Source organism: Pseudobacteroides cellulosolvens ATCC 35603 = DSM 2933, assembly GCF_001262605.1.
Lineage (GTDB): Bacteria > Bacillota > Clostridia > Acetivibrionales > DSM-2933 > Pseudobacteroides > Pseudobacteroides cellulosolvens.
On the sequence record NZ_LGTC01000001.1, the window covers coordinates 6,710,501 to 6,723,094 of the forward strand.

10 protein-coding genes are annotated in these 12,594 nt (G+C 34.8%); 5 read left to right on the forward strand and 5 right to left on the reverse strand.

What is annotated here, in order from left to right; translation table 11 throughout:
• Positions 1–15: 15 nt before the first annotated feature.
• Positions 16–681, forward strand: a complete 666-nt coding sequence (locus Bccel_RS27720; RefSeq protein ID WP_036940129.1) for a helix-turn-helix domain-containing protein — start codon at positions 16–18, stop codon at positions 679–681.
• A 105-nt stretch (positions 682–786) separates the two neighbouring features.
• On the opposite strand, the gene Bccel_RS27725 is transcribed toward Bccel_RS27720, so the two are convergent.
• The 5 genes from Bccel_RS27725 to Bccel_RS27745 all read right to left on the reverse strand — a co-directional run bounded on the left by Bccel_RS27725 (position 787) and on the right by Bccel_RS27745 (position 7,820).
• The gene (locus Bccel_RS27725; RefSeq protein WP_036940132.1) at positions 787–1,560 is read right to left on the reverse strand and encodes a hypothetical protein; all 774 of its coding nucleotides are present in this window, start codon (positions 1,558–1,560) and stop codon (positions 787–789) included.
• Between the two features lie 24 nt (positions 1,561–1,584).
• Positions 1,585–4,146 (reverse strand): acetate and sugar kinases/Hsc70/actin family protein, encoded by a 2,562-nt coding sequence (locus tag Bccel_RS27730; protein ID WP_162838939.1) that lies wholly within the window; start codon positions 4,144–4,146, stop codon positions 1,585–1,587.
• 190 nt (positions 4,147–4,336) lie between these two features.
• A complete protein-coding gene (locus Bccel_RS27735; protein ID WP_036940138.1) occupies positions 4,337–5,026 on the reverse strand; it encodes a hypothetical protein in 690 nt (229 codons plus the stop codon).
• Positions 5,023–6,321, reverse strand: coding sequence for a hypothetical protein (locus Bccel_RS27740; protein WP_050753956.1), 1,299 nt, complete (start codon positions 6,319–6,321; stop codon positions 5,023–5,025). Before Bccel_RS27740 ends, Bccel_RS27735 begins: the two co-directional genes overlap by 4 nt.
• A 92-nt stretch (positions 6,322–6,413) precedes the next feature.
• Positions 6,414–7,820 carry a type VI secretion system Vgr family protein gene (locus Bccel_RS27745; protein WP_036940139.1) on the reverse strand — a complete coding sequence of 469 codons (1,407 nt, stop codon included), beginning with the start codon at positions 7,818–7,820 and terminating at the stop codon, positions 6,414–6,416.
• 314 nt (positions 7,821–8,134) lie between these two features.
• Between Bccel_RS27745 and Bccel_RS27750 the strand changes: the two genes are divergently transcribed.
• The 4 genes from Bccel_RS27750 (at position 8,135) to Bccel_RS27765 (ending at position 12,493) form a co-directional block, all read left to right on the forward strand.
• The gene (locus Bccel_RS27750) at positions 8,135–9,058 is read left to right on the forward strand and encodes a serine/threonine protein kinase (protein WP_050753957.1); all 924 of its coding nucleotides are present in this window, start codon (positions 8,135–8,137) and stop codon (positions 9,056–9,058) included.
• A gap of 458 nt (positions 9,059–9,516) precedes the next feature.
• Positions 9,517–10,053 carry a hypothetical protein gene (locus tag Bccel_RS27755; RefSeq protein ID WP_036940141.1) on the forward strand — a complete coding sequence of 179 codons (537 nt, stop codon included), beginning with the start codon at positions 9,517–9,519 and terminating at the stop codon, positions 10,051–10,053.
• 33 nt (positions 10,054–10,086) lie between these two features.
• Positions 10,087–11,988, forward strand: a complete 1,902-nt coding sequence (locus tag Bccel_RS27760) for a stalk domain-containing protein (protein WP_050753958.1) — start codon at positions 10,087–10,089, stop codon at positions 11,986–11,988.
• Between the two features lie 112 nt (positions 11,989–12,100).
• Positions 12,101–12,493: a hypothetical protein gene (locus Bccel_RS27765; protein ID WP_036940146.1), complete on the forward strand. Its 393-nt coding sequence runs from the start codon at positions 12,101–12,103 to the stop codon at positions 12,491–12,493.
• Positions 12,494–12,594 lie beyond the last annotated feature (101 nt).

The following is a 12,594-nucleotide window of genomic DNA, read 5'->3' on the forward strand; positions in this document are numbered from 1 at the left end:
CTAGGAGAATTATATATGAGTAGATTGGGTAATGAAATCAGCAGGCTGAGAAAGGAAGTCGGTATGACGCACAAGCAGCTTGCGAAAATTGTTGGTGTATCGAAAGCTTTTATAATTGATGTTGAATCAGGCAAAAAAATATTGAGTGAAGACCTGGTCAATAAAATATCCAAGGCTTTAAGGAAAGAAATAGGCAAGGTTGATTTATATGATGATGAAAAATATAACAAGCCTGAGCCTGATCCTAAAGTAGTCAGGATAGTTGAAAAACCTGTGCAGGATGTTTGGAATGATGCATTGGCAGGAGTTCTGGCAGCGGTTCCAGTATACAATTATAAAATGGACAAAGCTCTTAATACTAAGAAGATGCCCATAATTTCCAATAAGGTTGAAGGCTATCCCAAGGATAAAGTGTTTTATCTGTCCGTAGAAGATGATGATATGGCAGGTTTCAGGATAGGCAAGGGCGATGTTGCCCTGTGTCACAGCACTCATGAATTTGAAAAAGACGGAATTTATTTTGTTGAGATAAATGATAGAAGGGTTGTAAGGCAGATTAAATCTATCGATGCTTCAAAGTTTCTGGTTGTAAGCAATAGGGGAAGCCTTATAACAACTACTCTGTTTAAGAAGGACGTTAAGGTACTGGCGAAGCTCATAAAGCTTGAGATTGTGTTTTGATGGGTATTGAAGTGACAAATGTAAGATTATTAACACTTTAATATAATAAAAATATATATTGGCTTTTCCCATTAAGAAAGCTGGGAGAATTTCTCCCAGCTTTCATCAATCAACAATAATCCTGTTAGGCCTTACTGGACGTGCCTCAACTCTCCTTACGCCGCTTTCAATTTCCTTGACAATTGTCTTCAAATGCTTGTATATCTCCAAATTGGTATATTCCTTATAATCCATTTTAAGCCTGTTTGCTATATAATATAAGATCATATCCCTGGTGACTTCATTTTCACTTATGCAGTGCATTGCAAAGCTGACATCATATATGTTTTCTGAGCTGTGCTTTAGCACTATTCTGGAAAAATACCTTAATATATCAGGACTCAGGGTACTTTTACCATAACCTGAATATTCTGCATTTATTATGTTAACCGTATTAAACTCGGTAGCAAAATCATAAAAGTCCGTATACACCGATCTAAGTATTGCACCTTCACGAAGTTTGAACCTTCCGAGTTCCAGTTCGTCGTCACTTTTATCAATAACATCATCAATAAAAATTTTGGTTTTATGGGTGCTGAAGTCTCCTTCAGCACTGTCTCCAAGGAATTTCACCTTTATTACAACTTCCTTGTTTGTATTGTAATAGGGAAATTCGTACTCACCTGTTAGCATGTATATCCGGCCATTGTGCTTAATAATACCGCTTTTGACGGTAATGTTATTACCGCCGATATGTATGTCGGTACCTGCAATTATACCGTTTGAGTATTCCTTAAAATAGATGTCGAAAAAATCCCGTGGATAGTCCCTTAGATTCTCCAGCATCTCCTTCTTTAGTATTCTGCCCTTACCAAAATTAGGGAAAATATTTGAAAACAATTATAACTCCTCCCCCGGACCTTACTATTTTAAACCATCAAAGAAATCAAGCTCAGATAAGTCATCCTCAAAGGCAAAGAATTTCTTTTTACCTATATAGAGGTGATCATCCTTTCTTGCAATGGGCACTACATGGAAGCCCCAGTTCTTATCATGGGCATATAGGAAGAAACGGATTTCGCCGTTTTGTATTGTATCTGTATCCTCCTGCATTATTTTTCCATGGTATTCCTGGGTTATTTCTTCAGGCAAAATCCTTTTATAGTCGTTGAAGTCATTCTTATATATGTACTTTTGCCTTAAAGCACCCTCATGGCTCTTTAATGAAAATTCTATTTCCAATACTCCAATAGGTCTTGATATAAAGCCTTTTGCCTGAGTTACCTTGTCCAGGCTGCATATCAGCATCTTTTCCTGTTTATTGAAGGTAAGTGCACTTACCGAATATGGAATAACAGGAACATTGTTTCTTATGATTGCTTCAATATCTCCAATTTTCTTGGAGTTGAGATAACGTAAAACTCCTCTCAAGCAGGACAGTTTAAGGTCAGGAATGCTCTCGTCATCTTCCTTCCTTTGCTTGAACTCAATACTTCTTCCAGGTACAAATTCCTTTAATGCCTCTTTGAAAATATCAATTCTGCAGGATTGACCTGTAAGCTTTATAATGGAGTAGTCCTGGAGTTTTCTGTTTTGATAGAAGGTATCCAGGAATTTCCTGACAATCTCGTATATATCGCCTTTTATAAGCTTGTTGATTTCTTTTATATTAAATACAACATCAGGAACCTCATAAACTGTCTTAAAATTCCCTTTATCAATTACTGAAAGACACCATTTGTTAAGGGTTGTTATATGAAGGTCACTTTCCTGTCCGTCAATATCTGTGCAATTAAACTTGTTTCTAAGTATGTTGGTTTTTTGGAAAAACTCCTTCTTCATATTGTCGGCGATTTCCCAAAGGAAGTAGAAATTGTTTTTAACTCGCTGATAATCTTCGCTCAACTTGTTTTCGTATTCTTTAAACCTTGTAGGGATTATTTTTTCAGCCTCTTTGTAAAACTCTTCAAACCGCTCATATACCATGGAAACGCCGTACTCGTCAACATACCTGAATATATCACCGCTAGGCAGGTCTATAAAATGGTCAATATCAAACACTTCGTTTTTATTTTTGTAATACTGGGCAAAAAGTATTTTCATAAACTGCAGTAATCTGTAAGTTATATTGTTACCGCCGAAATTGGTGTCTCCATTTTCATAGGTTGTGTTGATATCAATCTTGTAGGATATATAGCCTTCCTCTATTCTGAAGGAACAGGAGGATAGGTCGGTAGTACCGCCCCCGCAGTCAATTATAAGTGCATTATATTCATCGCCGTCAATATACTTGTTCTTGTCAATCTGGTCTGCAATTGTATTGTATAAAACTGCAATTCCTTCATCAAGTGCATCTTCGATTTCAAGCCTGTACTCAGGTATAATTTCCTGAAACATCTCTAAAAACTGCTGTTTTAGCTTTACGGGGCTTGATATATGTATATTTTTGAATTTACATTTGAACTGGTGCTCTGCAATTTGAATGATATACTTTACATAAGCCCTTATAATATCTCCCCTGCTCACTAATGCAGTGTGTCCCTTTTCATCATAGATTTCTTCCATCTTATGATAATTGTTGACCCATCTTTTGATTCCCTGGAAAAAACTAGCATTACCCGTATAATCATATCTTCTTAAGATGTTCTTTGCTTCATAACCATAAACGTATTTGACATCTTGAGGATCTGAGCAGTCTGCAACATAGACCAGAGTTGGTATTATATCAATCCATTTTTCATCCTTTTTTGTAACATCCAAAAATTTAACAACATTAATTTCATTAAGTTTTATACGTTCATTTAGAATATCATTATAGCATGGAGATGACACATAGCTGCTGCTTAGGAATGCACCTGCCGTAGTATTGGAGGTACCGAAGTCGATGGCAAGTACTGTGTCGGTTTCTTCAAGCTCTCTAAACTCCAAATCTATTACAGGAATTTTGTAGTACTGAAGGTTTGGAGTAGGAAGTGGCTTGTCCGAGTAATACACTTTGTATAGATATTCCGAATCATCCTTTTTAAAGAAGAGGAAGCTGTAATTTTTGCTGTTTATTTTCTCAATTTTCAGGTTGTTGTTAACAACAAGAAAGTAAGCATCTTCTTTTGTAAGATCCTTAACCAGGTTAAATATACCGCAAAGATTGTTGTTTTCGTTTATAAGAAGTACATTGGATTCTTCTATATCGTTTCCAATCTCAATCCTGTACATATCTTCCTTTTTAAGGCCGATATCGTTGTATAAGGTTATTTTTGCAGGTATTTTAATCTTTTCCCTGTCCTGTAGAGGCGTAACCAGGTATGTTTTAATTATCTTGTTGATTTTTTCAAAGCCGCTTTCCTTGTAGTCTTTAATAAGAAGACTCTCCTCAGCACTTCTGAATTTCAGGATAGTACTTATAAGCTTCTCTCTGTCAAGGTGATCGACAATGCCTTTTACCAGCTTTTCATCATAGCAGATGGTACGAAGCTGGAAGGTTGTCATCTCATTAAGCTCTGTTCTTTTATATAATCTTTTTATACCGTCTCTGTATATAATAGAAATATGAATCCCCCCTAAAATTTATAAACATTAGTAATGACTAAGAAATAACATTCAATTCTCATCGTCCAAAACCCCGTTAAATCGTCTGGATTTTGTCCTTGAGAATATGAAGTTATTTCTAAGGCATTCCTTAATATAATGCAATTTTATCTATCTTCATGGTTTCATCAGTACCTATGATGCCGAAGTGATCCATCCAATACACTTCCACCCGGAAATTGATGGGTAGGAATATGGTCTTTATAAACTCAAATTTGGCTACATTAAGATCATTTCGCTCATAAGGTATATAAAACAACAATTCGTCAATTGTTTCGTAATTGGCATAAATGGTGGATTTGTGGAAAATCCTTCTTACAGTATCCTTCAAGAGATAAAGTCCCTCACCTGTTATGTACAGCCTTATAATGTTTTGAGCGATTACAACTTTATCCATTCTATCAAACAACTGAAAGCCTTCCCTGATTTCTTTTCCAAGGAGGCCGTTATTGATATCTGCTATTATAAACCTTGAGTAGAACTCTCTCTTATTCATACCTGACATGAGGTCAATGCTTGTGAGAAAGTGAATTGTAACATCAAATAAAGTTTCTCTTAGCTCAAGATCCTCAAAATTATCCAGGCTGAAAAAGTATTTAAAAACTTCATAAAACCTGTAATACGGGTTTAATTCAACTTCCTGCTCAACATCCTTGAAGTTTATGTTTTCATTGCTGAGCTCCATATATGGAGAATAACTTTTAGCCGCTATAAACTTGATTTTTGTTTCATCTATTCCAAGCTGCCGTGCTTTTATGATAATATCCCAGATATAATTCATACAAGCTCCCCTTCACATTCATATTCGGGAAAATACATCTGGATTTCAGACACTATAAAGCTTAAATGGTCGTGGATAAGAAAATTATCCATGTGATCCGATTTAAATTTCAAGTGCATGATCTTTTTGTCGTTTCCGATTCTGATATCATCTACTATAAATGCATTTAAATCATAGGTTGTTGAGGAACCGACCTTACCTTGAAGAATATCTATGCTTATAAGCTCGAAATATTTGGAAACATCAAATGAATTAGCTATTCTAGATATCTCGCCCTTAGTCCTTATAAGTGAATTCTGTTTTTGAGCGAATCTATTTATAAACCCGGGTTTGCGGCGGTTGGATACCAGCTCATACTTGGTTTTTCTCTTTTCTTCCTCCGGATTCTGTGCTATCTTAAGAATATCCCAAGTGCTTGCAAGTTCCATGGGTGATATTATAATAAGATCTTCTTCAGTTCGTTTGATGTATTTTACCAGAGCTTCATTAACATCTACAAGATATCCGTTCTCATATCCTAGTTTACTCAATGATATGGAGTGCTCAAAGTTGACATTATCAATGGCTGGCATGGGAAACCCATCACTTTTAAGGTTTAGCTTCTGGACATTCCACAAAAGCACCATATCCGAAAGCCTATATTGTTCATGTTCTTCCAGATTAAAGTTTATTTCCTGGATCTCTTCATCCTCTTCGATCATCCCTTCACAGCCTGTAAGTATTACATCAAAGAACTTATTAAGGTACGGATTGTTAAGCGTCTTCCAGGCAACACTGTTTTTCTGGAAAATGTTATAAATATTTTCTACTTCGTCTGAATAAGACTTATTCTGAACAAGCTTGACTTTTATCCTGTGGCTTTTCCTATCTGTAATAATTTCACCTGAAAATTTGCGGGCACTTTTTGCTATTTCTCTGATAACCGTATAGCCGCATTTCAAAAATACAGTTGAGAGTTTTATGTCCTCACCCTTTTTTATTCCATCTAGAATATCCAAAGAGCTTATTTCTTTAATCTCCAGGTCTTCCGGGAAAACAGGGAATAAGAATTCATCTATAGGACTAACATTTTCTTTTTGTGCAATTGTTACAAAGATATCGTATCTGCTCTCAACATCTTGAACTTCGCTAAAGACCCTCTCTACAAGCTTTTTGTTGGCATTATCCTGGTAATCTATAAGGTTTATAAGAAAATCCCTCATAATGTCATTCAAAAGCTTATGCTGCTGTAAGTCCTTCATTTTACTTAATCTCTCAGGAATTATTACATCCTTTAGGTTAGTCATGTCTTCCATATCGATTCTTCCTTAAATAAATTAATATTGAGTGATTTTAATATAATCAAAAATAAACAAAACCGCGTGAGTTTTTATGGCATTAAAACTAATTAATTAGTTTTAACCTGATCACCTTTTATTGTGGTAATTCCGTTCATTTCAATCAAGCTGCCTTTGCATTTGATTCCAATACCAGTTGCTGCAGACATTTGGATAGTTTGTTTGGATTCCATGGAAATTCCCTTATCTGCAACTATCTTAACATCTTTTTTGCTATATATTTCAATACCCTTATCTTCAATAAGCTTGATCAGGATCTCACCATCTTTCGCAGATATAACGATTTCCTTGTCATTAAACAGTATTTGTTTACCGAATCTGGTTCTGAATATCTTTACATCGGGATCCTTTATAAAGTCTCCGCCCTTTGTACGCCTTCTTATTGAGTCTGTAACAACTCCTTCTTCCTCTTTGTTGGTAGGGAAGTACAATTTAACACGGTCTTCAAGCTCTGGCATACAGTACCAGCCGGTGTTTCCTTCTGTAGTGTAAGCTGTGGAATATGGGAACCAGAATGCTTTATCCTTTGGCTGTTCTTCATCTATTTCCAGATGAACCTTTATATTGTCCTCTTTTATTTCAATTACTTTACCTTCCACTGAACGGCCCACTGCTCGTTCATTTAAGATAAGGTCCTGGCTTAAACCTTTTTTGGGGCACAGAGTGTATTCATGCTTAAACACCCCATCTAAAAGCTTTCCAACAGATTCGTAAACATAAAGGGTTTTGCTCTGGAAACTCACAGAATCTCCGATATTTAATACTTTATCAGTTTCAACCTTGTAGTATATAAAATCCTTGTCATCTATACCTTCTATAAAGTTTTCAGATGAATATCTGAAATCGCTTATTTTTTTCGAAACACTGAAGTTAAACTCATCCAGTTCCTTGCTGCCTCCCTGAGGCACCCCAAACCAGAACTTTGGTTTATCTGATATAGGGTCGGGAACAAGTCCAGTATTAAAGTGTGAAGCCATTCTAATCAAGAATTCCCAATCAGTCTCATCATACTCAATAATGAATTTTTGAAGCTTGGAGCCTTTAGCAGCTTCATCAATGTAGTCTGCACCCGGATAATCCTTGATTACTTTCCTTATAAGGTCGGTATATGCCATGGTTTTATCCTGGAAGGAGCGTCTTATAAGCTTAATATCAAGATTGAATGAATATGAGACTGCTTCAACTTCAAGATAATAAACATCTCTGAAAGCTTTAACCTCAACATTGGTTACAATTCCCTTGAAGAGCTGCGTAGAAGAAGATTTCCCGTTATGGTTGATTTCAATCTTGGATTGTATATCCGTCATCTGTATATACTTATCTTTCTGTCCTTCCGGGACAATAGCTGTAAAGTGGACTCTTACGTGCTCATTGATCCTTCGAACGATGGTAAGTTCAGTGGGATGGATATCATATGGTAATATTTGAATCTCATGACCTGCTAAAATATTTGACATTTTACCCCCTCCATTTCTTCCTCAAAATTCAAGTAATATAAAATATTATTAGTTTCTATGTATTCTATAAAAAGTGAAAAATATAAAAATTAACACTTTTATTCTAAATTTAAACATCGGTAATGTTTTCCATGTATTTGAATTAATTTTATCATATTTTATAAATTTATCAACAATTTTTGTGTTGTACAAATTTTGTATTAAGTGTTTATAACAACGGTAGCTATTGACTTCATTGTGTGTCATAGTTATTATTTATTTATAGCAAACTTTCCCTTGGATGGGGTTTATGTTTAACGGAGGTAAAGATTTAAATGGATTATGAATGGCTTCAAGAAGGAGTTATCCTTAAGGATCGTTACAAAATCAAAAAAGAATTGCATGTCAGCGACTTGTCCATTGTATATTTGTGTGAGGACATGACATGCGATATGGAATGTATTGTTAAGGAATATTATCCAAAGGGTAAAGTTTTAAGGGATATGGATGGAAAGACTTTAGTTTTCAGGATGCCTTCATTCAGGAAGGCCTATGACGAAGCTGTGGATAATTTCATAAATGAAGGCATCATTTTAAAGAAATACAGCCACAAAAACATAGTTAAGTGTATTGACGAGTTTAAGGAAAATGATACTGGATACATTGTATTGGAATACTGCGAAGGTAAAACGCTTAACAACCATATGAAAGATGAAAAAGTGGTATCTATTCCAGGTTTGTTTAAGGATCTTTTTATACCCTTAATGGATGCTGTGGAGCATGTCCATAAAAAGGGTATTATACACAGAGACATTAAACCTTCAAATATTATTTTTCACAAAGAAAGAGGGCCTGTGCTGATAGACTTTGGTGCAGCAGTAAGCTTTAAGGATAAAAAAGAAAAGAAAATATTCTTTAGCCATGGATTTTCACCATTGGAGTTTTATTCAAAGAACTCAAAGCAGGGTAAATTCTCTGATGTGTACAGTGTGGCTGCTACTATATATTATTATCTGAGCGGAATAACACCCCAAAACTCACAGGAAAGACGTATTAAAGATGAAGTTGAGAATCTAAAGAATTGTAACTATGAGATATCGGGGATTTACTCTTTTGTTATCATGAGAAACCTATCTTTGAACTACAAAAAAAGGTTTCCATCTATTAGGCTTCTAAAGCTCTTTTCATACATGGAATACTATAAACAAAAACGTAAGCAAAAATACACAAGTGACAACTCACATCAGCTTAATAGTTGATTTTTGACGGCATGATTTTATAACTATGCATAAAAATGTAAGAAATAATGGATATTTTTTTAAGTAAAATGTCAAATGTCGTATGTAAAGGCTTCGCGTCATGTAATATGTTTACATTTAAAATGAACGAAAACAATATGTGATGTGAAGCTTCTTTATGCTTAAAATACAATGTATATACAAAGAAAATACATAAATACATGGTATGGAATACATTGACATGTGTAAGTGCGTATGATAAAATTTTTCCGTAGTCATATTATAGTTATTTCGGTAAATGTGGATAAAAACTTAACAGAAAAATTGCGGTATTAATAAAAAAATTGTATTAAAGTAGCATAATTTGTATGTTTTGATTTATAAGGGTTAATAATTTAAGACATTATCACCATATCTTGAAAATTTTACAGTGTTTTGGTTTTATTATAGTAAGAAATTTACTGTTTAGGTGGGATATAATGGAAAATAATGAGAAATACCTTAAAGTTCTAAATATTATTAGAGGGCTAATAATATTTAATTTTATAGCTATATTGTTTGTGGCTTTTGTTGTTCCTGGTAAAGGAGGCACTTCTGAGTCTGAAACATCTCCTACAGTGTCTGCGGTGTCAGAATTTACACCTGTCCCTTCAGATATAGAATCAACAGAGCCTGTGCCAACTAATGATGGCAAGACTGTTACTCCCGAGCCGTCAAATTCGGAGGAAGTTACGGAGGAACCTACAGCAGAGCCGACAGCTGTGCCAACTGAAGAGCCAACAGCAGCTCCAACGGTAGCACCGACAAAAGCAGTTGTACCTGTACCTACAAATACTAAACCAAGAATTAATACGCCAATAAAGACCAGGCCGCCATCAGTAACAAAAACCAGACCACCGTCAGTGACAAAGACCAGACCGCCGACGCCCACAAAGCCAAGGCCGACACCGACAAAGACAAAGCCGCCGACGCCCACAAAGCGAAAGCCTACTCCTACGCCCAAAATAGCTTTTTAATTGATATATAAATAAATTAGAGGAGAGATAAAAATGATCAGTAGTAAAAATAAGTTGTTCAAAAGTCTTGTAATAATGCTTGTGTTTATACTATTTATAAACAGTTTTGGAGTAGTAAGCCAGGCAGAAGATAATAAACAGGTTGTATTTGTGAATGAAAGGGAACTTAGGGCAGAACCGGGTGCTATTGATTCTAACGGAATTATATATTTCCCAATGCATCCTTTATGTAATGCACTTGGCATTACAGCAAAACCTGTATCTCAGGATACATATAAACTGACATATGCCAAATTAAATAGAGAAATTACAATTGCAAAGGGTAATAAGACTATAATAATAAATGGGATTTCTCATCAGCTTTCTTTTAATGTAATGGGAACCTACCCTGTTGGTACAATAGAAGAATATATGATACCGCTAAAATATATTGTAGAGCAGTTTGGCGGTGAAGTAAATTTTGCACCTGAATTGAAAAGGATATATGTAACTGGAGACGCTCCCATAAAGTTTAAGGATAAGGCTCTTGAAGAATCAGTACGTGCATTGACCAAAAAGCCTGTGGGAGATATTTACAAGTTTGATGTTCAAGATATTTTCTCGTTGGATTTATCAGCAAAGGGTATAACTAACATTGATGATCTTAAATATTTTGAAAACCTTACTTATCTAGATATAAGAGATAACAAGATAAGTAATTTATCTGCTATTGAAAACTTGAAAGGTTTAACGGCATTATTTGTAAAGGGAAATGATCCGTCATTGGATGTTTTTACGCCTATTGCAATGTTCTATGAGAATATAAAGCAAACTGACATCAGTTTTGATGTAAAATTAGACAGCAATTTAGAGTTGGCTATAAGGACAGCAATCAAAAAGACCACTGGTAAAATAGAGCCAAAGGATATAAGAGGGCTTGCCGAATTTAATGCAAGCGGTAAAAAGATTCTTTCAATCGAGGGTTTAAATTACATGGTAAGCTTGAAAAAGCTGGATCTATCAAATAATAGCATATTAAACTTAGGACCTATTAAGAATCTCACAAAGCTTGAAAGTCTTACATTAAATAAGAATGGTATATCGGACATCAGTGCTTTGAGCAAATTGCAAAAACTGTCTGCATTGGATTTATCAAATAATAAAATAAAGGATTTAAGTTTTCTGAAAGACTTAAAGGGCCTTAATGTCTTAAAGCTAAGTGATAATGTGATTACTGACGCTGCACCCATCAACGGACTATTAAATATTAAAGAATTATATTTAAGCAATAATAAGCTTACCGATACATTTGGCCTTGAAAAGCTCATGAACTTAAATACACTGTATTTAAAGGACATAGACCCAAAGGACCCAAAAAAGGTTACAAGTGCTATACCAAAAGAAAAGCTCAAGGTATTCAAGGACCTTTTTACAAAGTTAAAAAAGACTGATTTAACTAAGGAAGAAGTTGGTGTGCCAACTGTAACCGGAGTTACATATAGTCCTACAAAGGCAACAATAACACCGACGCCTAGTCCTTCCACAGTTCCAGGTGATGCAATTCTTCGCTACTATATTGGTAAATCCACATATACAGTGAACGGTTTAGAGTATAAAATGGATACTGGTGTTGCACCTATTATTAGAAATGGAAGAACAGGAATACCAGTAAAATACATAGCACAGCATATTGGAGCTAGTACAGGTTGGGACGAAAAAGAAAGAAAAGTGACTATCACATATGGTTCAAAGGTAATAAATCTCTATGTGGATATAGATTATGCAATGGTTGACGGAAAAATGACTAAATTGGATGTAGCACCATTCATAGTTAATGGAAGGACAATGGTCCCATTGAGATTTGTAACTGAAACTTTGGGACTTGAAACAAAATGGAATGAAGCAAATAAAGAGATAACACTGATTTATAAAAAAATAAATAAAAAAAATAAATAAAAAAAATAAATAAACTAAATAAATAAACTAAATAAATAAACTAAATAAATAAACTAAATAAATAAACTAAATAAATAAACTAAATAAATAAACTATAAGGGAGGTCTGAGATATGCCTTTCAAAGTAACAATATCAGGAGGTATTACTCTAGAAAATTGTGTGGAGTCAGTAAGCTGCAGGGTTGATACGCCAAATGACTCAGATGCTAAATCAAATTATGTTGGAAATGTAATTGAGATAGTAGGCAAGATTGGGTATGGAGAGTCTACTATAGGGCTTTATTCCTGGTCGCTGCTGCCATCTGACGACGGTCAGGCTTATAGGAATGTTGATGTTGAGGTCATAGGAGAAGATAAGAAAACTGTTAGAAAGGTGACTTTTCCGAATGCTTTTGTTGTGGATTACTCTGAAACATATTCTTCGTCCTCAGGAAAAGGATTGTTCAGCCTTTATTTAAAACAGAAAAAAGATAAGAATGATGTTGTTTCTGCCAGTGGATTATAAATAAAATGAAAAGTGTTATTAATAATACATTTGCAAGAGCTAACAACAAAAGCTTTTAGCGAGATTTAAGATATACAAATGTATAAGATTAATGACTTTCA

What these genes read in the sequence shown, in the direction of transcription:
- Bccel_RS27765 (WP_036940146.1), top strand. Translation starts at nt 12,101, where the DNA reads ATGCCTTTCAAAGTAACAATATCAGGAGGTATTACTCTAGAAAATTGT.
- Bccel_RS27740 (WP_050753956.1), bottom strand. Translation starts at nt 6,321, where the DNA reads ATGGAAGACATGACTAACCTAAAGGATGTAATAATTCCTGAGAGATTA.
- Bccel_RS27755 (WP_036940141.1), top strand. Translation starts at nt 9,517, where the DNA reads ATGGAAAATAATGAGAAATACCTTAAAGTTCTAAATATTATTAGAGGG.
- Bccel_RS27745 (WP_036940139.1), bottom strand. Translation starts at nt 7,820, where the DNA reads ATGTCAAATATTTTAGCAGGTCATGAGATTCAAATATTACCATATGAT.
- Bccel_RS27720 (WP_036940129.1), top strand. Translation starts at nt 16, where the DNA reads ATGAGTAGATTGGGTAATGAAATCAGCAGGCTGAGAAAGGAAGTCGGT.
- Bccel_RS27760 (WP_050753958.1), top strand. Translation starts at nt 10,087, where the DNA reads ATGATCAGTAGTAAAAATAAGTTGTTCAAAAGTCTTGTAATAATGCTT.
- Bccel_RS27735 (WP_036940138.1), bottom strand. Translation starts at nt 5,026, where the DNA reads ATGAATTATATCTGGGATATTATCATAAAAGCACGGCAGCTTGGAATA.
- Bccel_RS27730 (WP_162838939.1), bottom strand. Translation starts at nt 4,146, where the DNA reads ATGACAACCTTCCAGCTTCGTACCATCTGCTATGATGAAAAGCTGGTA.
- Bccel_RS27750 (WP_050753957.1), top strand. Translation starts at nt 8,135, where the DNA reads ATGGATTATGAATGGCTTCAAGAAGGAGTTATCCTTAAGGATCGTTAC.